At 61.3% G+C, this 22707-nt stretch carries 21 protein-coding genes and 1 tRNA gene; 13 read left to right on the forward strand and 9 right to left on the reverse strand.

The genetic code is table 11. The annotated features are described in order from the left end of the window. The first annotated feature begins 359 nt into the window (after positions 1–359). On the forward strand, positions 360–575 hold the full coding sequence (locus K8B33_RS10175; protein WP_223426104.1) for a DUF2061 domain-containing protein: 216 nt from the start codon (positions 360–362) through the stop codon (positions 573–575). 44 nt (positions 576–619) lie between these two features. On the opposite strand, the gene K8B33_RS10180 is transcribed toward K8B33_RS10175, so the two are convergent. Further along, a complete protein-coding gene (locus K8B33_RS10180; RefSeq protein ID WP_223426105.1) occupies positions 620–1582 on the reverse strand; it encodes a DUF4382 domain-containing protein in 963 nt (320 codons plus the stop codon). A gap of 193 nt (positions 1583–1775) precedes the next feature. On the opposite strand from K8B33_RS10180, the gene K8B33_RS10185 reads away from it, so the two are divergent. Then, positions 1776–2471, forward strand: coding sequence for a TetR/AcrR family transcriptional regulator (locus tag K8B33_RS10185; RefSeq protein WP_223426106.1), 696 nt, complete (start codon positions 1776–1778; stop codon positions 2469–2471). 34 nt (positions 2472–2505) lie between these two features. Here the strand turns inward: K8B33_RS10185 and K8B33_RS10190 are convergent, their stop codons facing one another. From K8B33_RS10190 to K8B33_RS10215, 6 genes are all read right to left on the reverse strand, one after another. Further along, positions 2506–3351 carry a class I SAM-dependent methyltransferase gene (locus tag K8B33_RS10190; protein ID WP_223426107.1) on the reverse strand — a complete coding sequence of 282 codons (846 nt, stop codon included), beginning with the start codon at positions 3349–3351 and terminating at the stop codon, positions 2506–2508. 34 nt (positions 3352–3385) lie between these two features. Beyond that, complete coding sequence (locus tag K8B33_RS10195; protein ID WP_223426108.1) at positions 3386–3973, reverse strand: TetR/AcrR family transcriptional regulator; 588 nt, start codon at positions 3971–3973, stop codon at positions 3386–3388. A gap of 28 nt (positions 3974–4001) precedes the next feature. Further along, the gene (locus K8B33_RS10200; protein ID WP_223426109.1) at positions 4002–6761 is read right to left on the reverse strand and encodes a valine--tRNA ligase; all 2760 of its coding nucleotides are present in this window, start codon (positions 6759–6761) and stop codon (positions 4002–4004) included. A 57-nt stretch (positions 6762–6818) separates the two neighbouring features. Next, complete coding sequence (locus K8B33_RS10205) at positions 6819–7427, reverse strand: hypothetical protein (protein WP_223426111.1); 609 nt, start codon at positions 7425–7427, stop codon at positions 6819–6821. A 162-nt stretch (positions 7428–7589) separates the two neighbouring features. Next, positions 7590–8009 (reverse strand): DNA polymerase III subunit chi, encoded by a 420-nt coding sequence (locus K8B33_RS10210; protein WP_223426113.1) that lies wholly within the window; start codon positions 8007–8009, stop codon positions 7590–7592. Beyond that, on the reverse strand, positions 8002–9489 hold the full coding sequence (locus K8B33_RS10215) for a leucyl aminopeptidase (protein ID WP_223426115.1): 1488 nt from the start codon (positions 9487–9489) through the stop codon (positions 8002–8004). The genes K8B33_RS10210 and K8B33_RS10215 overlap by 8 nt, the downstream gene beginning before the upstream one ends. 165 nt (positions 9490–9654) lie before the next feature. Here K8B33_RS10215 and lptF point away from each other — a divergent pair, with 165 nt between their 5' ends. Both lptF and lptG read left to right on the forward strand, forming a co-directional pair. Then, positions 9655–10770, forward strand: coding sequence for an LPS export ABC transporter permease LptF (lptF, locus tag K8B33_RS10220; protein WP_223426116.1), 1116 nt, complete (start codon positions 9655–9657; stop codon positions 10768–10770). Continuing rightward, positions 10767–11831 (forward strand): LPS export ABC transporter permease LptG, encoded by a 1065-nt coding sequence (lptG, locus tag K8B33_RS10225; protein ID WP_223426117.1) that lies wholly within the window; start codon positions 10767–10769, stop codon positions 11829–11831. Before lptF ends, lptG begins: the two co-directional genes overlap by 4 nt. 7 nt (positions 11832–11838) lie before the next feature. Here lptG and K8B33_RS10230 read toward each other — a convergent pair whose 3' ends face one another. After that, a complete protein-coding gene (locus tag K8B33_RS10230) occupies positions 11839–12309 on the reverse strand; it encodes an RDD family protein (protein ID WP_223426118.1) in 471 nt (156 codons plus the stop codon). A gap of 194 nt (positions 12310–12503) precedes the next feature. Here K8B33_RS10230 and K8B33_RS10235 point away from each other — a divergent pair, with 194 nt between their 5' ends. The 7 genes from K8B33_RS10235 (at position 12504) to K8B33_RS10265 (ending at position 20148) form a co-directional block, all read left to right on the forward strand. Continuing rightward, on the forward strand, positions 12504–13382 hold the full coding sequence (locus K8B33_RS10235; protein WP_223426119.1) for a branched-chain amino acid ABC transporter permease: 879 nt from the start codon (positions 12504–12506) through the stop codon (positions 13380–13382). A 16-nt stretch (positions 13383–13398) separates the two neighbouring features. Then, positions 13399–14496: a branched-chain amino acid ABC transporter permease gene (locus K8B33_RS10240; protein WP_223426120.1), complete on the forward strand. Its 1098-nt coding sequence runs from the start codon at positions 13399–13401 to the stop codon at positions 14494–14496. Then, the gene (locus K8B33_RS10245) at positions 14493–15263 is read left to right on the forward strand and encodes an ABC transporter ATP-binding protein (protein WP_223426123.1); all 771 of its coding nucleotides are present in this window, start codon (positions 14493–14495) and stop codon (positions 15261–15263) included. Before K8B33_RS10240 ends, K8B33_RS10245 begins: the two co-directional genes overlap by 4 nt. Continuing rightward, positions 15260–16030, forward strand: coding sequence for an ABC transporter ATP-binding protein (locus tag K8B33_RS10250; RefSeq protein ID WP_223426125.1), 771 nt, complete (start codon positions 15260–15262; stop codon positions 16028–16030). The genes K8B33_RS10245 and K8B33_RS10250 overlap by 4 nt, the downstream gene beginning before the upstream one ends. Then, positions 16030–17841: an AMP-dependent synthetase/ligase gene (locus tag K8B33_RS10255; protein ID WP_223426127.1), complete on the forward strand. Its 1812-nt coding sequence runs from the start codon at positions 16030–16032 to the stop codon at positions 17839–17841. The genes K8B33_RS10250 and K8B33_RS10255 overlap by 1 nt, the downstream gene beginning before the upstream one ends. A gap of 61 nt (positions 17842–17902) precedes the next feature. Further along, positions 17903–19060 (forward strand): ABC transporter substrate-binding protein, encoded by a 1158-nt coding sequence (locus K8B33_RS10260; RefSeq protein WP_223426130.1) that lies wholly within the window; start codon positions 17903–17905, stop codon positions 19058–19060. Positions 19061–19434: 374 nt separating this feature from the next. Then, on the forward strand, positions 19435–20148 hold the full coding sequence (locus K8B33_RS10265; RefSeq protein WP_223426133.1) for a hypothetical protein: 714 nt from the start codon (positions 19435–19437) through the stop codon (positions 20146–20148). A gap of 121 nt (positions 20149–20269) precedes the next feature. Here K8B33_RS10265 and K8B33_RS10270 read toward each other — a convergent pair. After that, a tRNA-Leu gene (locus K8B33_RS10270) sits at positions 20270–20356 on the reverse strand. A 120-nt stretch (positions 20357–20476) separates the two neighbouring features. Here K8B33_RS10270 and queA point away from each other — a divergent pair. Together queA and tgt are read left to right on the forward strand one after the other, a co-directional pair. Further along, entirely contained in the window at positions 20477–21547 is a 1071-nt protein-coding gene (gene queA / locus K8B33_RS10275) for a tRNA preQ1(34) S-adenosylmethionine ribosyltransferase-isomerase QueA (RefSeq protein WP_223426135.1), read from the forward strand. A gap of 11 nt (positions 21548–21558) precedes the next feature. Beyond that, positions 21559–22677 carry a tRNA guanosine(34) transglycosylase Tgt gene (tgt, locus tag K8B33_RS10280; protein WP_263284649.1) on the forward strand — a complete coding sequence of 373 codons (1119 nt, stop codon included), beginning with the start codon at positions 21559–21561 and terminating at the stop codon, positions 22675–22677. Positions 22678–22707 lie beyond the last annotated feature (30 nt).

Below are 22707 nucleotides of genomic sequence, written 5' to 3' on the forward strand. Positions count from 1 at the left end.
GTGAGAGTAGGTCATCGTCAGGCTCCTAAATATAAAAGACCCCCGCCGCTCCGCGTCGGGGGTTTTTTATATTTAGGAGCGAAGTCCTCCTCCCACTACCTCGCAGCGCAACGCGCTGCCATGTGACACCGGCTATCGCCGGTGGACGCCGCAGGCGCCCCGAAGGGGTCAACGCACCGCGTTGATCAAGTAGGTCGACCATCTCCCAGCTTATTACCGCAACTGCCCAGGCACGCCGAGCAACCCAAAGCCCCTGCCATAGTCCGGCCCTATCGCCAAAAGAGTATTAATCACCTTAACGCCACCCCCAGATATGCGATGATCTACCTGAGAATCAATGTCATCTGGAGCGCAGCACCATGATCAAGACAGCCAGTTTCGGAGTCATGCACATCGTTGTCGCCTTTCTGGTCGTCTGGGCTATGACAGGTGACTGGATGATTGGCGGTGCAGTGGCGTTGGTTGAGCCGCTGGTCAACACCGTGGCGTACCACTTTCACGAGAAGGTCTGGTTACGGATACGCGACCGGAAGGGACGTGAGGGTGGGGGCAGTGACGATATGCTGGCCGCTTGAGGGCAGCGGCCAGCCTTCATAAGTCAGATCAGCATGGGTCAGGATCAGTTACTCAGGTTGATGGTGCGTGTTTCTCCTGCCGCAACGGTGACGTTGGCGACCTTCAGGAAGGTGACATTGGTATCCTGGGCATTGGGTCTGTCACCCAATGATCGGCATGTGAACGCCACGGTATAGGTGCCCTGAGGTACAAAGCCGATTTCGAATTCGTAGGTGCTGTTGGTGAGGTTCATGCGCACGTCGGCAGTGGTAATCGGGTTCAGGCGTGTGCCGACAGGTTGCCCCTGGGCGTTGACATGGATATCCCCGGGTGTCCGATTGCTGCCTTCGTATAGATAGACCGCATTGCCGAGCCCACGCCCCTCATCGGCAGCCAGGTCGCTGGTGCAAGAGCTGGTATTGATCAGGCCGTTACTGACAGTGCCTTCAATGATGCCGCTCTTGTCGTTGTTTACCAGCCGCATTGCAGGGCGGAGCAGATAAAAGTCCTCGCCGGAGGGTTTCAGCAGCGCGCGTCGCAAATCAAGGTCGATGGTGAGCCGGTTGCTCTCATTGGGCTCGATGCGAAAATCGCGGGTCAATTGAAGGTAGCGATCGCTGGTGCCGGGGGCATCGGTGCCCAGGCGCAGGGGCAGGGTGCCGCCGGTGTCGCGAGTACGCACTTCTGAGTCACCGTCTTGTTCCGAGATGAACAACCGCAGCCATTCATAGTCGCCGGCCCGAATCTCATCCAGCGGGAACAGTATCTGGGATTGGCTACCTTGCAGTTCCAGCAGGTTATTGACCACCACCGGCGGATCCAGTGTCAGGCGTTCGGTGCCACGGTCATAACCCAGGTGGATGGCGGTCACTGTCAGGCGCACGCGATCCACGTCATCGGCGGGTGCGTCGGTGATAGCAAAACTGGCGTCACCGCTGCCCTGGCTACCGACTTTCAGATCGCAGCCGTCTGAGGCAATGGCACCGACAATGGCAATGACCCCGAAGGGCAGGTACTGCATCCACATGATCTTGTCTCCCGATGGTCCCCGGAGTGTAGCGAATAAGGCGGGCGGGCTGTAGTGGTTGTGGTACGGGGTCAGTGCTTGACCTGATGGGCCAATGGGCAGGCGCGATCCGAATAAGGATAAACTCTCTGTTTACGCCCTGTTCACGGTTGGTTAAGCTTTGCACCACTGCGGCCAGCTGTTGTGAGTCATGATGGAGTTCAAGTCAAACCAGGATCTCGACGCGATTCGCGAAGTGGTGAATCAGGTTCTTGATGCGTATCAGGGTCAGGATCGCAGTGTGCAGCGCTCCCAGGCTCGGGCGGAGATACTGATCCACTCCATGGCGGTCTTTGCCCAGCGTGGCTTGCACCGGACCACGGTGCAGCATCTGCTGGATGCGGCGAACATCTCCCGGCGCACCTTCTACAAGTACTTCCGCAACAAGGTGGACGTGCTGGAGAACATCTACCGGATCTTTGTCGAGAACATGATCCTGCGCTTCCAGCAGCAGGTGAACCGCTCGAATACGGTCCGGGACATCATCCGCAACACCACGGATATCTACTTCGAGTACCACGTCAGCATGGGTCCGGTGATTCGTCTGATGATGGAAGAGGCTCGCCGTTCGGGCTCAGCCTTGGCCCCGTATCGGGAGAATGGCCAGAATCTGGCCGTAGAGATTCTGGCAAAAGAGATCCACCGGCTGATCGGCAAGCGTTTTGATCCGTTGGTGCTGCGCACCTTGCTCTGGAGCCTTGAGAACTACTCCATTTACCTGCTGGCCGATGGCAAACTGAGTGATGCAGAAGTCACCCGCTGCAAACGGGTCATGACTGGTATTGCCGAGGCGGTGGTGCTGGGTGAAGCGGATGAGGCTCTGCTCGGGCCGGCTCAGCCGGTCGCCTGAGCCATCACGGTCCGGTGCCTGGAGCAGTGCCTGTTCAGGGCTTCCTGAATTTCAGTGTCATCCGGTCACTTTCCCCGATCGCCAGGTAGTGCTCCCGGTCCGTGTCGCCCAGGCGCAGGCTGGGAGGCAGGGTCCAGACGCCTTCCGGGTGGTCGGCACTGTCAGCCGGATTGGCATTGATTTCACTGCGCTCCAGCAACTCGAACCCGGCAGCTTCCGCCAACGCAATCACGTATTCCTCGGTCATGTAACCGGACGCTATCTGCTCATCCAGGTCCCGGCCTGCGGGGGCTCGGTGCTCGACAACACCCAGAATGCCGCCGGGGCGCAGGGCTGTATGGAAGGCGCTGAATGCTGCCTCTGCGCTGCCGGCGCTGGCCCAGTTGTGCACATTGCGGAAGGTCAGCACCCGGTCGGCGCTGGCTGGTGGGGCAATGGCGGTGTGCGCCGGTGGTGCGAGAACGGTGAGTGCCACCCGGTCGTAGACCGCTGGTTCCGCTGCCAGCTTGTCCTGGTAGGCAACCAGTGAGCGCTGAAAGAAGGGCACCGGGGTGTCCGGATCAAAATGCGCAGCATACAGTTGGCCCTCGTCGCGCAGCAGCGGCGCCAGAATTTCTGTGTACCAGCCAGCGCCAGGCCAGATTTCCACCACCGTCATATCCGGCTCAACGTTGAAAAAGGCCAGTGTCTCCACAGGGCGCCGCCAGACATCTCGCGCGACGAAGGCAGCAGTGCGGTGCTCGCCTTGCGTGGCAGCAATAATGGGGTCGTGCTGTGCCCCGTTCTGGCAGGCGCCGAGGAGCAGGGTTGCGGACAGCAGAAGTGTCGCGGTCAACAGCAATGGGGCGTGTCGGGACGGCGGGTGTCGCAGGCTGTGCATCGTGGTGCTCCGCAGTGAGAGTGATGGACGAGCGTTAGAGAGGGGTGCGCATGCCGGCCACCAGCACACGCAGGTAGGTGACCGCTTGCTCCTCAAGATTGCCCTGGCCGGTGAGCGACCAGGTGTAAGCGGTGCCCATTATCAGATTCATCATCAGCTGCATGGTGCTGCGAGTGTCCAGCGCCACAAAATAGCCTTGTTCCCGCAGTGCGCTGAAGAATACCTCGGCGATGGGCATGTTCTGCTCCACCAGCGCCAGATGGCGGCGCTGGATCTCACCGGCAAACTCACCTGCTTCCTGAACCAGTACGCGAGTGAAGGCCTGGTTGCCAGCGATGAAGCGGGCAATGACACGGCAGGCGCCTTCCAGCCGCTCGATGGGCGGCCCATCGCTGAGCAGCTGACGCAGTGCCAGATCACGAAGCTGATTGAGATTTTCTTCGACAATCACCAGCAGCAGCTGTTCTTTGGATTCAAAGAACTTGTAGATGGTGGCCTTGCCCACCCCGGCGGTCTGGGCGATGGTTTTCACCTCCGCAATGCGAAAACCTTCCCGGGCAAATACTTCCCGCGCAGCACTGAGAATCCGTTCCCGTCGTTGATCTGTGGCTTGCTGCCCCATCGTCGTGTCTCGGTCCTGTTGTGTGCAGTTACATGTACTTGATCTTTTCCAGCTGCTCTTCCAGGCGAGCAAGCGCAGAGCGCAGATCTGCGGCCTTGGCTCGCTCCTTCTCGACCACGGCATCGGGTGCCTTGTCGACAAATGCCGGGTTCTTGAGCTTGCCTTCGCAGCGGGCCACGTCGGTCTGCAGCTTTTCCACTTCCTTGCCCAGGCGCGCCATTTCCTTTTCCTTGTCGATCAGTCCGGCCATGGGCACCAGCAGTTCCATGCGTCCCACCAGCTGCGTGGCTGATGGCGGCGCGGAATCTTCGGCGGACAGCATGGTGATCGACGAGAGGCGGGCCAGTTTGCACAGGAAACCACGGTTGGCATCGACCCGTGCCTGGTCTGACGCGTCGCCGTTGTGCAGGTAGACGTCCAGCGCCTTGCCTGGCGGGATATTCATTTCGCCGCGCACGTTACGTACTGCCGTAATGACATCACGAATCCAGCGGATATCGGCTTCGGCCTGCTCGTCAATTTTCGCCGGGTCGGATGCCGGGTAAGGCTGCAGCATGATGCTGTCGCCACTGCGGCCGGCCAGCGGAGCAATACGCTGCCAGATTTCCTCGGTGATGAACGGCATGAAGGGATGAGCCAGACGCAACAGGGTTTCCAGCACGCGCAGCAGCGTGCGGCGGGTGCCGCGCTTGCGTGCTTCACTGTAGTCGTCGCCATACAGCACGGGCTTGGACAGCTCGAGATACCAGTCGCAGTATTCGTTCCAGATAAATTCATAGGCAGCGTGAGACGCCTGATCAAAGCGGAACTGATCCAGGGATTCGCTGACGTCTTGCTCTGCACGCTGCAGGGCAGAGATGATCCAGCGATCTGCCAGGCCCAGCTCGACGTCGCCTTCCAGGCCGCAGTCCTGCTCTTCCGTATTCATCACCACATAGCGAGCGGCATTCCAGATCTTGTTGCAGAAGTTGCGGAAACCCTCGATGCGGCCCATGTCCCACTTGATGTCGCGCCCGGTGGCGGCCAGCGACAGGAAAGTGAAGCGCAGGGCGTCGGTGCCATAGGCGGCAATGCCGTCGGGAAATTCCTTGCGTGTCTGCTTGTCGATGCGGCTGGCCATTTGCGGCTGCATCAATCCGCCGGTGCGTTTGGCCAGCAGGTCTTCCAGGCTGATGCCGTCGATCAGATCCAGGGGGTCCAGTACGTTGCCCTTGGATTTGGACATCTTCTGGCCTTCGGCATCGCGCACCAGCCCGTGTACGTAAACGGTTTTGAACGGCACATCACCGGTGAATTTCAATGTCATCATGATCATCCGGGCAACCCAGAAGAAAATGATGTCAAAGCCGGTGACCAGCACATTGCTGGGATGGAAGGTCGCGAGCTCGGGCGTCTTGTCCGGCCAGCCCAACGTGGAGAAAGTCCACAGGGCGGAACTGAACCAGGTGTCGAGGACGTCGTTGTCCTGCAGCAAGGGCGTGTCGCCCAGCTGGTGCTTCTCGCGCACGTCGCCTTCACTGCGGCCGACATAAATGTTGCCGGCGTCGTCGTACCAGGCCGGGATGCGGTGGCCCCACCACAACTGGCGTGAAATACACCAGTCCTGCAGGTCACGCATCCAGGAGAAGTACATGTTTTCGTATTGCTTCGGCACGAAGCGGATGCTGCCGTTTTCGACGGCGTCTATCGCTGGCTTGGCCAGGCTTTCTACCGCGACGAACCACTGGTCCGTCAGGTAGGGCTCGATAATGACGCCGGAGCGGTCGCCGCGCGGCACCATCAGTTTGTGATCGTCGACTTTTTCCAGCAGACCAAGTGCGTCCAGGTCGCTGACGATCTGCTTGCGCGCCACCAGCCGATCCATGCCGCGATAGGCTTCCGGGACGTCGTCATTGAGGCTGGCATCGATGGTCATGATGTTGATCATCGGCAGCTGGTGGCGCTTGCCGACGTCGTAATCATTGAAGTCATGTGCCGGGGTGATCTTGACGCAGCCGGAGCCGAAATCCGGATCAACATAATCGTCGGCAATGATCGGGATGTCGCGTTCGGCCAGCGGCAGGCGCACGGTCTTGCCGATCAGGTCCTTGTAACGCGGGTCTTCCGGGTGCACGGCTACGGCGGTGTCGCCGAGCATGGTTTCCGGCCGCGTGGTGGCCACCACCAGATGGCCGGAGCCATCCGTAAGCGGGTAGCGGAAGTGCCACATATGGCCCTGTTCTTCGTGGTTTTCCACTTCCAGGTCAGAGATGGCGGTGTGCAGGGTGGGGTCCCAGTTGACCAGCCGCTTGCCGCGATAGATCAGTCCCTCTTCATGCAGGCGCACGAAGGCTTCCTGCACGGCGCGGGACAGGCCCTCATCCATGGTGAAACGTTCTCGGGACCAGTCCAGTGAGGAGCCCAGCCGGCGCAGCTGGCCGGTAATGGTGCCGCCGGATTCTGCCTTCCAGTCCCAGATACGCTCGATAAACGCGTCGCGGCCCAGGTCGTGTCGGGTCTTGCCCTCGGCGGCCAGTTTGCGCTCCACCACCATCTGCGTGGCGATGCCGGCGTGGTCGGTGCCGGGCTGCCACAGCGTATTGCGCCCCTGCATGCGGCGATAGCGGATCAGGGTATCCATCACGGCATTATTGAAGCCGTGGCCCATGTGCAGGGAGCCGGTGACGTTGGGGGGCGGGATCATGATGCTGAAGGGCTCGCCTTCGCCCTGCGGGGCAAAGTAACCGGCGTCTTCCCAGCATTGGTACCAGCGCTTTTCTATGGCTTCGGGTTGATACGTTTTATCCATGATCTGAGGCGTTACCCGGGCTGCTCGACGAAGCCCGCGATTATACAGAGATCGGCCTCAGGCGTCGTCTCTGTCCCGCATTTGCTGCGTCAATCGGTCGCGCAGCTCGCGCTCGATGCGCGGCATCCAGACCGCCAGTATCTCGTCCACGGCGGCGCGGATGGTGGCGTCGTCCGGGCGCCGGGGCGTGCTCTGGCTGACCTGGGCGGCCGCGCTGGTGGTCGGCTTCTCCGCAGCGGTCGATGTACTCGGCCGCAGGCCTTCCGGGGTGTGGGCGCGGTGCTGGGCCAGGCGCTCCATAGTGTGGCGGGGCAGAAAAGGGTTCTCACGCGCTGACAGCAGCTCCTGCAGCGGGTTGCCTGCCGCCGTTTTGCTGGCCGGGGCAGTCGAGGAGGAAGGTGCCCCTGGCGCTTTGGCGACATGCTGGCCAGAGGGGGCGGCTTTCGGGCGCGGCGTCGCGGCAGGCGGGGCGTCGGGGAGCGAGTCAGGCTCGAGCAGCGGGATATCCAGATCGCCGGGCAGCCCCGCCGACACGTCGTCGAGCGCGTCGCCCAGCAGGCTGCGGATATCATCCAGCTCGTCCAGCAGCCCGGGTTTGCCCGTACTGCCTGCGCGGCCGCTGCGAAAAATAGCGTCTGGTGGCGGCAAATCTGTCTCTCTGCTCACAACAACCCCCGGTGATATTGCGGTGGCAGCGGTGTCAGGCCGCCCCACGTATCGTTGCCCAAATGCCATTGTTGTCAAAGGTCAGGGTGCAGGACAAGCGTTTGAGTGCCGCAGCGATACCTGCATCACAGCCTGAGGGGCAGCTTGCCTCAGAGCCGAGGGTCAGAGCCGATGGTCGGTGACGGGGTAACCGCGTTCGCGGTAGAACTTCCAGCGGGCACGGCCCTGATCCCGCAAGGCCGGGTCGCCGCAGATCATCTCCGCCACGCGCTGGAAGCGCGCATAGAAATCGGGGACCTCGCCGGCAAGGTTGATCAGCACATCGTGGTGCTCGCCGGGATCGTCGCCGTGCCCCAACACCACCGGGCTGCCCGCAGCAGCTGCCGTGCCCAGCAGGGCGTGGGGCAGGAAGCCTGCGGGCGGTTGGGCCCAGAAGGTGGCATCCAGCGCCTCGGCGTCGGCCGCCGACGCGCTGTGGATATAGACCCGGCGCTGCTGCCGCCAGGCCTTCTCCGCGATGCGCCAGGCCAGGCTGGCACGCACGCCGGGGGTGTCGGTAATGTAGAACAGCACTTCAGTCATCGCCGCTGCCGGCCTTGTGCATCAGGTAGCGGGTCAGCATCGGTACAGGACGGCCGGTCGCGCCTTTCAACTTGCCGCCGCTGACCCAGGCCGTGCCGGCGATATCCAGATGCGCCCAGCTCACGTCTTTGGTGAAGCGTGACAGGAAGCAGGCAGCAGTAATCGAGCCGGCCTTCGGCCCGCCGATATTGGCCATGTCGGCAAAGGGGCTGTCCAGCTGTTCCTGATAATCGTCCCACAGCGGCATGGGCCAGCCCCGGTCGCCACAGTCTTCGCCCGCCAACAGCAGTTCTTCTGCCAGTTCGGCATCGTTGGCATAGACAGCTTGTGCATGGGCGCCCAGCGCGACGACGCAGGCGCCGGTCAGGGTCGCGATATCCACCACCGCGGAGGGTTTGTACTTCTGCTGCACATAGGTCAGCGCGTCGCACAGTACCAGTCGGCCCTCGGCATCGGTATTGAGGATTTCAACGGTCTGGCCGGACAGCGTGCGCACGATATCGCCGGGCCGCGAGGCGCGGCCGTCCGGCATGTTTTCCGCAGCGACCACAACGGCCACCAGATGGATCGGCAATTGCAGCTCGCACACGGCCTTCACTGTGCCGAAGACGCTGGCCGCGCCGCACATGTCGTATTTCATTTCGTCCATGCTGGCGCCGGGCTTGAGGGAGATGCCGCCGGTATCGAAAGTAATGCCCTTGCCGACCAGGGCCACCGGCGCGCCTTTGGCGCCCTGGTATTCAAAGATCATGATCTGGCCATCCCGCTCGCTGCCCCGGGCCACGGAGCAGAAGGCGCCCATGCCCAGCTTTTCAGCCTGTTTTTCGCTGATGGTCTTGAGCTTGAGCGCCGGGTATTCGTCCGCCAGCGCCTTGGCGACGGTTACCAGATAGTCCGGGTGGCAGTCGTTGGGCGGGCGGTTGCCGAGATCTTTGGCCAGTGCCATACCGGCGGCGATGGCGGTGCCCTCGGCCAGTGCCTGCTTCGCGTCTGCCGCCGGGGCGCTGGTCAGGAAGGTAAAGCGCTTCAGCGCCGGGGCGCCGGACTTGTCGCTGCGATACGTATCGTAGCGGTAGGTGTTGTCAGCTACACCACGGCTGCCTTCGCGCACGATCCAGGCGGTGTCGTGCTCTTTGACGGCAATATTGTCCAGCAGCCAGGCGGCGCTGCGCGCACCCGTCGCGGCCACGCCTTTGGCGACGGTGGCAGCCAGTTGCAGGAAGGCCTGCACGCCCAGCGCGCCTTCCGCGCCGGTGCCGACCAGCAGCAGGCGCGTGGCGCTCAGTTCCGGCGGTTGTTGCAGTAACAGGGTCTGTTGCTTCTTGCCGGCGAAGTCGCCGCTCTTCACGCAAGCGCTGATCAGCTTGCGGGTGGCGTCGGGCAGGGTGTCAGGCAGATCGGTGGCACCCTTGTTCAACGCGACCACCAGGCAATCGGCTTTCAGGAGGGCGGGGGCTTTACTGCTGACGGCGTAATCCATGGAGGCTCCGGTGGGTAACAGGGGACAGAGTGTGGACAGATGCTAGCAGATTGCGTGGCGCGGTACATGCGGCGGTGCTCACCCCGCACGGCTGGGGTACAATACGGCGCTCAACGTTGCGCCACGTCGTTTCGACGGTGCCTTTCCCGGTATGCAGGCTGACCCTTGATTCTCTATCGCTACGTCAACAAGCAACTGTTCATGACCACGGTCGTCGTTACCTTCGTGCTGGTGATGGTGCTGGTCAGTGGGCGTTTCATCCGTTATCTGGCCTCCGCGGCGGTGGGTGATATCGACGCCACGGTGCTGTTCTCCGTGATGGCGTTCCGGTTACCCGAATTCCTGCAGATGATTTTGCCGTTGAGTCTGTTTATCGGCGTGCTGCTGGTGCTCGGGCGCATGTATACCGACAACGAAGTGGTGGTGTTGCGTGCCTGCGGTGTCAGCCAGCAGCGCCTGATCCGGGCGATGGCGGCGCCGGTGGCGGTGACCACCATGGTGATCGGTTTCTTTGCACTGTATGTCACGCCGCTGGCTGACGAAGAAGTGTCGCGGATCTTTGAGGAACAGCAGGGGCGCTCCGTGCTGGAATTGCTGACGCCGGGACGTTTCCATGTACGTGGCTCGGGGAATACCTATCGGGCTACTTATGCAGAGGGGTTCGATCGCGACAAAGGTTCTTTGAAACGGGTTTTTATTTCGGATTTCCGCACCTATTCCGGGGAAAGCCAGAGCGAGATGCTGACCGTCTGGGCAGAAACCGGCACGCTGATAGAGCATGAGGGCATGACCTATCTGGAATTGCTGAACGGCCATCAGTACAGCGGCCAGCCGGGTGACGGTGATTTCCGCAAGGTGCTGTTCGAGCGCGCCCTGGTGCGCGTGGGCGAGGAGCGCAGCGTGCCGCGCCCGCCGGAAGTGCGTGCCCTGAGCACGCTGACGTTGATGGACAATCTGGACGACCCGGAGGCGGATGCTGAATTGCAGTGGCGTATCGCCCTGGTGTTGCTGGTGCCGGTAATGACCATCGCTGCGATTCCCCTGGCGCGGGTCAACCCGCGCCAGGGCCGCTTCGGCAAGTTGATTCCCGCTGTGTTGCTGTATCTGTTTTACGTCGGCCTGATCATGGTGATGCGCGGCTGGATCGAGGACACGCCACCGGCGGAGCGGCCGTTCTGGTACCACACCGCCTGGGTGCATTTGCTGGCCATCATACTGGTGGCCAGTCTCTACCTCTGGCCGGTATTCCGGGCACGCACCAAAGGGGTGGCGCAAGCATGATCCTGATTCGCCGCTATCTGTGGAATGCCGTGCTGCTGCCGTCGCTGGCCGTGTTGGCGGTGCTGCTGGCCCTGGACGGGCTGTTCAGCTTTATCGACGAGCTGGGCAAGCTGCGCGCCAATTATCAGGTCATGCAGGCGATGCAGTATGTCGTCACCACCATGCCGCGCACGGCTCATGAGTTCCTGCCCATGGCGGTGCTGCTGGGGACGCTGCTGGGGCTGGGGGTGCTGGCCAACAGTGGCGAACTGACCATCATTCGAGGCTCCGGCACCTCGCCGCGCCGCATCAGCTGGCTGGTGATGCGTCCGGCCATCGTGCTGCTGCTCGTCGGCATGGCGGTGGGGGAGTATGTGGTGCCCTGGAGTGAGCGTATCGCGCAGAGCAATCGGGCCATCGCCGAACGGGGCGAGGATATTACCTATCGGTCCCGCTCCGGGTTCTGGCACCGTGAAGGTAACGAGTTCATTCACATCAATGCGGTGCAGTCCAATGGCGTGCTGCACGGTGTGACCCGCTATCGCTTCCACGAAAACCGCACCTTGGCGGAAACCCAGTTTATCGGCCGCGCAATCTATCAGAACGAAAGCTGGTTCACCGAGGACATTTCCGGCACCTCGTTGCTGGAGGACAGCACAGTGCCTTACCGGCAGAGCACGGGTGTGTGGGAGTCGGAGCTGACGCCGGAGTTGTTGTCGATCATCGTACTGAGCCCGGAAAATCTGGCGCTGACCAAGATCTGGGGCTACGCCCATTATTTGCAGCGCCAGGGGCTCGAGGCGGGGGAGTATCTGCTGTCTTTCTGGCAGAAGCTGTTCATGCCGTTCGCGACTCTGGGCATGGTGCTGATTGCCATTTCCTTCATTTTTGGCCCCCTGCGTGAAGTCAGCATGGGGCTGCGACTGACCACCGGCATCATCGCCGGCATGGTGTTTCATTATGGCCAGCAGTTTATCGGCCATGTCTCGCTGATCTTCCAGATGCCGCCGCTGCTGGCGGCCGCTGTGCCCGCAGCCGTATGCCTGGCCGTCGGGATCTGGCTCCTCGGCCGCATTCGCTGACCCTGAATCAGGCTTTCTTTACCGGTTTCGGTAGCAGCATTGTTTCGGTGCCGGAAAGCCGGTCATGCAGTGTCTGGTGAGGCGGCACCAGTGCCAGCAGGTAGCCCGCGCCAAGCAGTATCCAGCTCAGAATGCCTGCCCCGAAACGCTTCACGGTCTGTAACAGCGTCAGCATGTGATTGCCTGGCGACTGCGTGCGGATGCGCCAGGCGCGCATGCCCAGTGTCTGGCCGCCATGCAGCCAGAACCAGGCATAGAAAGCCCATATCTCCAGCAGCAACAAAGGTAACAACACGCCGCGCAGGAACCAGGTCGGGGGGCGGATTACACCATTCACGTCGGTGACGGCGAGCCCGGAATGGGTATACAACGGGATCACGATGCCGGTGGTAATGAAGACCAGCGCGATCAGCAGCAGCAGGTCATAGCCCAGTGCGGCCAGGCGACGCCACAGGGGCGCGGGGGAGAGCGGTGTCATGACACCTCACCGTTTGTGATTCGGGCTGCGCAGTCTCACGCGTTTTGCGCCGATTGACAATATCCGGCATGCTTGGGCCCACGCCTTGACTGCCGGGTCAGCAGACGGAAGCGGTTCTGCAACAGACTTGGCGGCGTGAAGATTGACGCAGCCCCGGCTGCGGCGATAACAACAACCGATACGGGACATGTTCGATGGATGTGCTGCAGCTGCTGATCAGCGGCATCGCCAACGGCTGTATTTATGGCCTGCTGGCGCTGGGCTTCGTGCTGATCTACAAGGCATCGGAAGCGGTCAATTTTGCCCAGGGCGATATGCTCATGCTCGGGGCGTTTCTGGGAATCACCTTCATCAATACCGGCTATGCGGACCTGCCCTTCCTGATGGGGCTGGTGTGCGCCGCCCTGGTGCTCGGTGCGTTTGGCTATCTGCTGGAGCGCTTCGTGCTGCGCGGCATCTTTGGCCAGCCGCAGTTTGCCATGGTGATCCTGACTATTGCGCTGGGTTTCCTGATCCGCTTTTTTGCCGGCACCGTCTGGGGCCACAACCCCATGTCCCTGGAAACGCCGTTTACCGGGCAGGTGCTGCGCTTCGGCGGTCTCCTGATTCCGATGGTGGACGCGGTCATTATTGGCGCCACGGTATTGCTGACCACGGTGCTGTATTTCTTCTTTGCCCGTACCCGTCTCGGCGTTGCCATGCAGGCCAGCAGCCAGAATCAGATGGCGGCCTACTACATGGGTATTCCGGTGAAGCGGGTCAACGCCATCGTCTGGGCCCTCGCGGGGGTTGTCGCGGCCATCGCCGGGGTGCTGTTCGCCGCCAAGGGCGCGGTGGAGCCTTCGGTAGGCCTGTTGTTCGGTATCAAGGCCTTTGCCGCCGCCGTGATTGGTGGATTAGGCTCCTTGCCGGGCGCGCTGGTGGGCGGTTTGCTGGTGGGCATCGTCGAACCCTTCGCCGGGCGCTATCTGCCCAGTGGCTTTGGGCAGGTGGCGCCTTACGTGCTGATGTTGGCGGTGCTGATCCTGAGACCGGGCGGTTTGTTCGCCCAGGTCAGCCAGAAGAAAGTGTAGGGCGGGGGCGCAATCAATGAGAGTTCAGTTCAAGAGCAGTTACGACGACGACATCAATCTGTTTCAGGACAACCGGCATCGCATCCAGTACGGCATCCTGATCCTGTTGGCGATTGCAGCGCCTTTCGTGTTGCCGGAGTACTTTGTCGGTGAGTTGACCCAGATTGCCATCTGGTCGCTGGCCGGTCTCGGTCTGATGCTGCTGGTGGGGCACACCGGTCAGGTCAGCCTCGGTCATGCGGCGTTCATGGCCATCGGTGCCTTTGCCAATATCGCGCTGATGGCACGCGGCTGGCCGTTTATTCCGGCGCTGATCGCCAGTGCCGTGATCACGGGCGTGGCCGGGGCCGTACTGGCGCGGCCACTGTTACGCATGACGGGCATCTATCTGGCCATCGCCACCCTGGCGTTGAGCGTGATCATCGAGGATATCGCCATCATCGCCGAGCCGGTGACGGGTGGGGTCAGCGGTGTGCTTGCGCCCATCATCGAACTATTCGGCTACGAGATCGACCGCTATGGCACGCCCACTGCTTTCTACTACCTGTGTCTGGGGGTGTTGCTGCTGGTGACGCTGATGTATGCCAACCTGCTGCGCTCGCCTTCCGGCCGTGCGTTTCTGGCGGTGCGTGACAGCGAGGTGTCGGCGCGGGCGCTGGGCGTGAACGTGGCCAATACCAAGACGCTGGCCTTCACCTTGTCCTGTGCCATCACCGGGCTCGCCGGGGCGTTGTACGCTCACATGGTGCAGGTGGTGAATTACGAAAGCTTCCTGATCCTGATTTCCATCACGCTGCTGCTGCAGGTGGTGATCGGCGGGCTGGGCGCCATGCATGGTGCTTTCCTGGGGGCTATTGTGGTGGTGCTGCTGCCCCAGGTGATCGCGACCCTGCGAGACCTGGTCAACGCGCACACCCCGATTGCACTGGGCAACTATCCGGGTATGGACATGGCTGCCTTCGCGCTGATTATTCTGGTCATGGTGATTTATGAGCCGCGTGGCCTTTATGGTGTCTGGTTGAAGGTGCGCACCTGGTTCCAGTTGTTTCCGCTGTACCGCAAGGGCATGTTCCGCCGTTCCCGTACTTACCTGAAAACGGAGCGCATGCGATGAGTCTGTTACAGGTCGAGAATCTGTCCATTGCCTTCGGCGGCGTCAAGGCCGTGGATGGTGTCAGCTTCAACGTGGAAGCCGGTGAAGTCTTCACCATTGTCGGGCCGAATGGCGCCGGCAAATCCACGATCTTCAATCTGATCAGTCGGCTCTATGAGCCGAGTGGCGGTCGTATCCTCCTCGATGGTCAGGACATCACCCGTTTGCCCGCGCACAAGATAGCGCCGCTGGGCATTGCCCGGACCTTCCAGAATATCGAGCTGTTCGATCACTCCACGGTGCTGCAGAACCTGCTTATGGGGCGGCATGTGCGCCGCAAGACGCTGTGGGTGGAGGACCTGTTGTTCCTGCCCCGTGTGCGCCGGGCCGAGCGCGAACATCGCCGTCACGTGGAAGAAGTGATCGATTTTCTGGATCTGGCGGCGTATCGCGACAAGCTGATTGCCGGTTTGCCCTATGGCGTGCGCAAGGTGGTCGAGATTGCGCGCGCCCTGTCATCGGGACCGCGCCTGATCCTGCTGGATGAACCGGCATCGGGGTTGAGCGTGGAAGAGACCAAAGACATGGCCTGGTGGATCGAGGATATGCAGAAGGATCTGGGCCTGACCATCCTGATGGTGGAGCACGACATGAGCCTGGTATCGCGGGTCTCTGATCGCGTGCTGGCGGTGGCTGAAGGCAAGCCGCTGGCGCTGGGTACGTCTGCCGAAGTGCAGGCAGATCCGCGCGTGATTGAAGCCTATCTGGGTGCGGAGGAGACGGCATGACGAACACGCTGGAAGTCCGCAATCTGGAAGCCTTCTATGGCCCGGTGATGGCCCTGCGCGGGGTGTCACTGTCGGTGCCGGAAGGCAAGATCGTGACCATTCTCGGCTCCAATGGCGCGGGCAAGACAACGCTCATGAAAACCGTGTCCGGCTCACTGGCGCCACGCAAGGGCACGGTGACGTTCCATGGCGAACAGATCGGTGGCAGCGAACCGGATGTGCTGGTGCGCAAGGGCATTGCCCATGTGCCGGAAGGGCGCGAAGTCTTTCCATTCCTGACGGTGGCCGAGAACCTGGCCATGGGCGCCTATACGCGCCGCGACAGGGACGGTGTGGCCGCCGACATCGAGATGGTCTACGACTATTTCCCGGTACTGCGCGAGCGGCGCAGCCAGCCGGCGGGCACCCTGTCCGGCGGCCAGCAGCAGATGCTGGCCATTGGCCGGGGGCTGATGTCGCGACCGAGGCTGATGCTGCTGGACGAACCGTCCCTGGGGTTGTCGCCGCTGTTGGTGAAAGAAATCTTCACCATTATCCGCCGGCTGAATCAGGAGCAGGGCGTGACCATGCTGCTGGTGGAGCAGAATGCCCGGGTGGCATTGCAGACCGCTGATCACGGTTATGTGCTGGAAACCGGCCGTATCGTGATGGACGGCTCGGCGGACAAGCTGCTCGCCTCGGAAGATATCCGTGAGTTTTATCTTGGCCAGTCGGCAGATAGTGACCGACCGGAAAAACGCTGGAAACGCAAGAAGACCTGGCGCTGATGACGACAAAAAACGACACCACAGTATACGTCGATGGCTGCGACACCATGACCAAGCTCTGGCGCAAGAAGTGCCTGGAGCGCGGCGCGCGCATCGCCCATCGGGAAAAGCACCTTGGCATCTGGCAGGCAAGCACCTGGCAGGACTACTACGAGCGCGCTCGCGCGATCGGTGTGGCATTGCTCGAGCTGGGCCTGGAACGCCACCAGCCGGTCTCGATCCTCAGCGAGGACTGCAAGGAGTGGCTCTACTGCGACATGGGTATTGCCGGCGCCGGGGGGATCCCCAACGGCGTCTATACCACTGACAGTGCCGAGCAGCTCGCCTATCTGGTCAATGATTCCGGGTCGGGATTCCTGTTTGTCGAGAACGACGAACAACTGGACAAGTATCTGCAGGTCCGGGATCAGGTACCGACCCTGAAAAAAGTGATCGTGTTTGATCGCAAGGGGCTCCGGGACTTCAGTGACCCCATGGTGATGTTCATCGATGATCTGTACGCGCTGGGTAACGGCGTTGCCGATGCCGAGGCGCGTTTCAGCGCGGGCATCGATGCCAGTCAGCCGGATGACATTCGCATGCTGATCTACACCTCCGGCACCACGGGGGCACCGAAAGGGGCCATGATCAGCCATCGCAATATCCTGTTCCAGTTGCAGGCCGGCGAGAAAATGCTGGGCATCAACGACAGCGATGAACAGCTCTGTTTTCTGCCGCTGTGTCATATTCTGGAGCGGCTGGTGTCCGTGGAAATGCCGACCTATGTCGGCTCCACCGTCAATTTTGCCGAGAGCCCGGAAACGGTATTCGATAACTTGCGTGAAGTGTCGCCGCACACCTTCACCGCCGTGCCGCGTCTGTGGGAAAAAATCTACAGCGCGCTGATCAATCAACGCAATGAAGGCACTCGGCTCGGGCAGTGGGCGTTCGATCGCGCCATTGCGGCCGGGATGGCCTGTCGGGCAACAAAGACGCCGTCGTTCATGCAGCGGTTGCAGTACAGCCTCTGGAATGTGCTGGTGCTGCGCAACGTACGTGAAATGATCGGCATGGCCAATATCCGCCGCGCCACCACCGGTGCCGCGCCGATTGCGCCGGACCTGATTCGCTGGTTCGATGCACTGGGTGTGCCGCTGTTCGAGGGTTACGGCATGACCGAGAGCACCGGCGTGATTTCCCTGAATACCGAGGAACGCAGCCAGGTGGGCAGCGTGGGCCATCTGCTGCCCGGCACCGAGGTGCGTATTTCTGAAAAAGGCGAAGTGCTGGTGCGTGGCGGCCATGTGTTTGCCGGGTACTGGCGCAAGCCGGAAAAGACCGCCGAAGATATTCGCGATGGCTGGTTGCACACCGGCGATATGGGCCGGTTTGAAGATGGCATGCTGACCATTACCGGGCGTATCAAGGACATCATCATTACCGCGGGCGGCAAGAACATCACGCCCGCAGAGATCGAGAGCAAGCTCAAGTTCTCGCCCTATATCTCTGATGCTGTGGTGATCGGCGACCAGCGCAAGTATCTGACCTGCCTGATCATGATCGATCAGGAAAATGTGGAGAAGTATGCTCAGGCGCGCCAGGTACCCTTTTCCGATTTCGCTTCACTGTGTCGTGCCAAAGAGGTTGTGGAGCTGGTGGACGGTATTGTGAGCGAGGCGAACAAGGCGTTTGCCCAGGTGGAGCAGATCAAGTATTTCCGGTTGATCGATGTGCTGCTTACTGCCGAGGATGAAGAGCTCACCGCCACCATGAAGCTCAAGCGCTCCTTCGTGGAGAAAAAGCACAAGCCGCTTATCGATGACATGTATTGACAGTATTTGTAATCAATATCTGCAATAGAGACGCGACCGTTCCGGTTGCAGGAGAGAGATGATGAAACGTGTACTGATCGGGCTTCTGGCCCTGACGGCGGCTTCAGCGGTATCGGCCCAGCGTGGCGTGACGGATAATGAAATCGTCGTGGGCGGCATGCACGACCTGTCCGGTGTATTTTCCGCGTTTTCCGTGCCCGCTGTACGCGCGGCCCAGCAATATTTCGATGAGGTGAATGCCGACGGCGGCGTGCACGGTCGACGCATTCGCTACATTGTGGAAGATCACGGTTACCAGGTGCCGCGCGCCATGCAAGCGGCCAACAAACTGGTCAACCGGGACCGCGTCTTTGCCATGCTGATGAACATGGGCACACCGCACAATCTGGCAGCGTTCCGGGTCATGGACCGCCAGGATGTGCCCAGCCTGTTCCCGCTGGCGCTGTCGCGCCAGATGCAGGAAGAGGGTGACTTCAGCCGACGGTTTGTCTATTCCTCCAGCTACTACCATCAGGTGCGTGCAGCGCTGGAATGGATGGAGTCCGAGAAAGGCATCGAACGTCTGTGCATCATGTACATCCCCTCCGACTTTGGTGAGGAAGTGCATCAGGCCGGCAAGGATGTCGCGGAGAACAGCAATATGACGCTGGTGGCGGCGACCTCCCATCGCCCCGACGAGAGCGATTTCTCCGGCACCCTGTCGCGGCTGCGTTCACGGGACTGCGAGCTGGTCATACTGGCTGTGGCCATCCGGCCGATCATTTCCGTCATGGCGACTGCCCGTGACATGGGCTGGGATGACGTGAAGTTCATGGTGTCCCCGGCGGGCTTTCATTCCGCCGTCGCAGCTGCACCCGGTGGTGTAACAGAAGGCCTGTACGGCCCGGCAGCCGGTGAGGACATTTACAGCCGGATCGAAGAGCCTGCTGTCGCCGAGTGGGTTGAAGCCTATCGCAAGGCACATGGTGACAGGCCGAATACCGGTGCGGCGCTGGGTCGGACCATTGCCGAGGTGTTTGTGCGCGGGCTGGAGGCAGCCGGTCGTGATCTGACCGTGGATTCGCTGGTGGCCGCGCTGGAAACGCTGGATTATGAAGATCCGATTTCCGGTGCGCGCGTGGTCATGAATGCGGACAACCACGAGGCCATCAGCGGCGTCTATGTGTCACAAGTGCAGGACGGCGTCTGGAATCTGGTCGAGGTGCTCGAGCAGCGCTAAGACTATCGGTGCGGAGCAGCCGGGTTCTTCTGGCTGCTCCGTTTTGCTACCCCGGCATCCACAGCATTACCTCCCTGCCTTATCTTGCATTAACGCGTCTCATTCTCCTTCTTTTCACTTGCCTGATTCTGTGTGGGCTGTGGTGGCTAGCGTGCGCCGTCCGGTCATTTTCTGATGCGTGTCAGGCGGCGACCCTTGCTCAAAACTTAATACCCGCGCAGGCCCTTGATCTGGGGCGGACCGTCCCAATTTCCCTCACGTCATTCACGACATCATGTATGTAACAATCTGATGTCGATTGCATCAATTTTTCATGATAGAAATTATGTTGCACCGGTTAGGCCGGGGTAGCGCATGGTTTTGGGAGAAGCCAGATGAACGAGAAATGCCCTGAGTCACCGAACGAGCTTCCCGGATTAGGTCGCCCCCCCGAGATCGGGGCGGGTGTGCGTGCCCAGCTGCGGCCGGTGCTTGCCGCAATGGGAGAGTTCCTGCTGGTCGGTGTAGCACTGATGATTGTGCCGCTCTGGTTGTTTGTCGATGTGCAGATTGTTGGCGGCCCACTCAGAGAAGCCTCCTTTACCGAGGTGACCCAGTCATTGTTGCTGCTTTGTTGCGTCGCACTGTTTGCGCGCCGGGCAGTGACCTTGCCGGCACAACGAGGATTCCTGACATTGGTCAGCGGGTTCATCCTCTGCATGTTCATTCGTGAGCAGGATCACCTGCTCGATTTCATCTATCACGGCTTCTGGGTCATTCCGGCACTGGCTGCCGCCGGGGCTGCCATCGGCTACGCACTCTCACCGGGGCGCCGGGACACCATCCTGCCAGCCATGGCGCGCTATATTGGCTCCCATTCCTATTACTACATGTTCTTCGGTTTGCTGATGGTTCTGATATTCAGCCGGGTGTTCGGCAGCGGTTCCATGCTTTGGGAGCCGGTCATGGGCGAGCAATACAACAGAGATATCAAGACGGTTATCCAGGAAGGGCTGGAGCTGTTCGGTTATGTGCTGATGGCGTTCAGTGCCTGGTTCTTCTTCCGCGATACACGCAGTCATGGGGATGAGCGCGAGACGCTCGTATGAGGCGGCGGGCCAGTGCGGCAGGTTTGGCGTGGGACAATTGATCAGACATGGCTCTGCCGGGGCGGCGCCGCGGCAGGGCATGTATCAGGACACATGTACTAAGGATCATGTGCTGGGAATATGGTACCAGAGGCCGGACTCGAACCGGCACGGGTTTTACCCCAACGGATTTTGAATCCGTCGTGTCTACCAATTTCACCACTCTGGCATGGGCGGGCAGTATACCAAGACCGCTTGCATATGGAAGCGGTCTGACGGCCTTAAGTGGCGCTGGCCCTGTGTGGCCTGTATCCTTTGCCTCCCTTTTTGCTCGTGCCGGTACAGTACGATGCGTGTTGCTGATTTCGATTTTGACCTGCCGGAGCAGTTGATTGCCCGGCGTCCCACCCCGGAGCGGCGCGGTTCCCGGCTGCTCACGCTGACCCATGAAGGGCTGTCTCACCGGCAATTCCCGGACCTGCTGGCGTTGCTGGCGCCCGGTGATCTGTTGGTGTTCAACGACACCCGGGTGATTCCGGCGCGTTTGTTCGGCCAGAAAGACACCGGCGGGCGCGTCGAGGTGCTGATCGAGCGGTTGCTCGACAGCCATCGGGCGCTGGCGCATGTGCGGGCGTCCAAAGCGCCCAAACCGGGCTGCTCGCTGTTATTCGACGCCGGGGTTGAGGCCATCATGGTGGCTCGCGAAGGCGATTTGTTCGAACTGGCGTTCAGTGGTTGCGAGGACCTCCTGACGGCGTTGACTCAGATCGGCCATATGCCGCTGCCCCCTTATATTGATCGGCCTGACGATGCCGAGGATCTGGAGCGTTACCAGACGGTCTATGCCCGCCATCCGGGGGCCGTGGCCGCACCGACGGCCGGGCTGCATTTTGATGAAGCCTTGCTGGCGGCCCTGTCCGAGCGTGGTGTCCGCCAGGCGTTCGTGACGCTGCATGTCGGGGCCGGGACCTTTCAGCCGGTGCGGGTGGATGCCGTTGAGGACCACATCATGCACAGCGAGCGCTTTGAGGTGCCGCCGGCACTGGTGACTGCAGTGGCCGAGACGCGCGCCCGGGGCAACCGGGTGGTGGCCGTCGGCACCACGTCGCTGCGTGCGCTGGAGGCGGCCTGTGCCCTGTCCGGTGACGACACGCCGCAGGCCGGGCAGGGCGAGACCGACATCTTTATCTATCCGGGTTACCAGTTCCGCTGTGTGGATGCCCTGATCACCAACTTCCACTTGCCACGCTCGACGCTGCTGATGCTGATCAGTGCCTTTGCGGGGCGTGACAGGGTGCTGGCCGCGTACGCCGAGGCTGTGGCCCGGGAGTACCGTTTCTTCAGCTACGGAGACGCCATGTTCATCGAGCGTGCCAACAACCGGGAGGAGGCGTCATGTCCTCAGCAACGGCCTCAGTAACGGCCTCGCGCATGTCATTCGACCTGCTGGGCAATGATGGCCCGGCGCGCCGGGGCCGTATGACGTTCCCGCGCGGCACGGTGGAGACGCCCGCCTTCATGCCGGTGGGCACCTACGGCACGGTCAAGGCGATGCTGCCCCGGGATCTGCTGGAAACCGGCGCCGAAATCTGTCTGGGCAATACGTTCCACCTGATGTTGCGGCCGGGTACAGAGATCATTGAGGCGCATGGATCCCTGCATGGCTTCATGCAGTGGCCGAAGCCGATCCTGACGGACTCCGGTGGCTTTCAGGTGTTCAGCCTGGGGGAAATGCGCAAGATCACCGAAGAGGGCGTGGCCTTTCGTTCGCCGGTGAATGGCGACAAGGTGTTTCTGTCGCCGGAGAAGGCCATGCAGGTGCAGCGCAGCCTGGGCAGCGACATCTGCATGATCTTTGACGAGTGCACACCGTTCCCGGCCACCGAACAGCAGGCGCGGGACTCGATGACCCTGTCCCTGCGCTGGGCACAGCGCAGCAAGGCCGCCCATGAAGGCAATGATGCGGCCTGTTTCGGCATCATTCAGGGCGGCATGTATCCGGCCCTGCGGCGGGAGTCGCTGGCGGGCCTGATGGATATCGGCTTCGACGGGTACGCGATTGGCGGCCTGTCCGTGGGGGAGCCCCAGGCAGAAATGCTACGCATTCTGGGGGAAGTCACCCCGCATATGCCCGCAGATCGCCCCCGGTACCTCATGGGTGTCGGGCGCCCGGAGGATATCGTCGAGGCCGTGCGCCGTGGCGTGGACATGTTCGACTGCGTCATGCCGACCCGCAACGCCCGTAACGGCCATCTGTTCACCCGCGAGGGCGTGGTCAAGATCCGTAATGCGGTGCACCGCCATGACCAGGGCCCGCTGGATGCCTCCTGCGATTGTTACACCTGCCGCAATTTTTCCCGCAGCTACCTGCATCATCTGGACCGTTGCGGGGAAATGCTGGGGGCGCAGCTGGGCACGATTCACAACCTTCACCACTACCAGCAACTCATGGCCGGATTGCGAGGGGCTATTGAAGCGGGTACATTGTCGGCCTTTATTGATGACTTCTACGCGGCGCGGGGCCAGCAAACCCCCGCGCTTCAGCCTTGATGAAACGGAGTAACCGCATGCGTTCCAAGA

Origin of the sequence: Alcanivorax limicola, assembly GCF_019931215.1 — a bacterium.
In the GTDB taxonomy this organism is placed as follows: Bacteria; Pseudomonadota; Gammaproteobacteria; order Pseudomonadales; family Alcanivoracaceae; genus Isoalcanivorax; species Isoalcanivorax limicola.

What these genes read in the sequence shown, in the direction of transcription:
- K8B33_RS10180 (WP_223426105.1), bottom strand. Translation starts at nt 1,582, where the DNA reads ATGTGGATGCAGTACCTGCCCTTCGGGGTCATTGCCATTGTCGGTGCC.
- K8B33_RS10215 (WP_223426115.1), bottom strand. Translation starts at nt 9,489, where the DNA reads ATGGATTACGCCGTCAGCAGTAAAGCCCCCGCCCTCCTGAAAGCCGAT.
- K8B33_RS10245 (WP_223426123.1), top strand. Translation starts at nt 14,493, where the DNA reads ATGAGTCTGTTACAGGTCGAGAATCTGTCCATTGCCTTCGGCGGCGTC.
- K8B33_RS10250 (WP_223426125.1), top strand. Translation starts at nt 15,260, where the DNA reads ATGACGAACACGCTGGAAGTCCGCAATCTGGAAGCCTTCTATGGCCCG.
- K8B33_RS10235 (WP_223426119.1), top strand. Translation starts at nt 12,504, where the DNA reads ATGGATGTGCTGCAGCTGCTGATCAGCGGCATCGCCAACGGCTGTATT.
- K8B33_RS10230 (WP_223426118.1), bottom strand. Translation starts at nt 12,309, where the DNA reads ATGACACCGCTCTCCCCCGCGCCCCTGTGGCGTCGCCTGGCCGCACTG.
- K8B33_RS10240 (WP_223426120.1), top strand. Translation starts at nt 13,399, where the DNA reads ATGAGAGTTCAGTTCAAGAGCAGTTACGACGACGACATCAATCTGTTT.
- K8B33_RS10260 (WP_223426130.1), top strand. Translation starts at nt 17,903, where the DNA reads ATGAAACGTGTACTGATCGGGCTTCTGGCCCTGACGGCGGCTTCAGCG.
- tgt (WP_263284649.1), top strand. Translation starts at nt 21,559, where the DNA reads ATGTCATTCGACCTGCTGGGCAATGATGGCCCGGCGCGCCGGGGCCGT.
- lptG (WP_223426117.1), top strand. Translation starts at nt 10,767, where the DNA reads ATGATCCTGATTCGCCGCTATCTGTGGAATGCCGTGCTGCTGCCGTCG.
- K8B33_RS10190 (WP_223426107.1), bottom strand. Translation starts at nt 3,351, where the DNA reads ATGCACAGCCTGCGACACCCGCCGTCCCGACACGCCCCATTGCTGTTG.
- K8B33_RS10255 (WP_223426127.1), top strand. Translation starts at nt 16,030, where the DNA reads ATGACGACAAAAAACGACACCACAGTATACGTCGATGGCTGCGACACC.
- K8B33_RS10175 (WP_223426104.1), top strand. Translation starts at nt 360, where the DNA reads ATGATCAAGACAGCCAGTTTCGGAGTCATGCACATCGTTGTCGCCTTT.
- K8B33_RS10265 (WP_223426133.1), top strand. Translation starts at nt 19,435, where the DNA reads ATGAACGAGAAATGCCCTGAGTCACCGAACGAGCTTCCCGGATTAGGT.
- K8B33_RS10195 (WP_223426108.1), bottom strand. Translation starts at nt 3,973, where the DNA reads ATGGGGCAGCAAGCCACAGATCAACGACGGGAACGGATTCTCAGTGCT.
- queA (WP_223426135.1), top strand. Translation starts at nt 20,477, where the DNA reads ATGCGTGTTGCTGATTTCGATTTTGACCTGCCGGAGCAGTTGATTGCC.
- K8B33_RS10210 (WP_223426113.1), bottom strand. Translation starts at nt 8,009, where the DNA reads ATGACTGAAGTGCTGTTCTACATTACCGACACCCCCGGCGTGCGTGCC.
- K8B33_RS10200 (WP_223426109.1), bottom strand. Translation starts at nt 6,761, where the DNA reads ATGGATAAAACGTATCAACCCGAAGCCATAGAAAAGCGCTGGTACCAA.
- K8B33_RS10185 (WP_223426106.1), top strand. Translation starts at nt 1,776, where the DNA reads ATGGAGTTCAAGTCAAACCAGGATCTCGACGCGATTCGCGAAGTGGTG.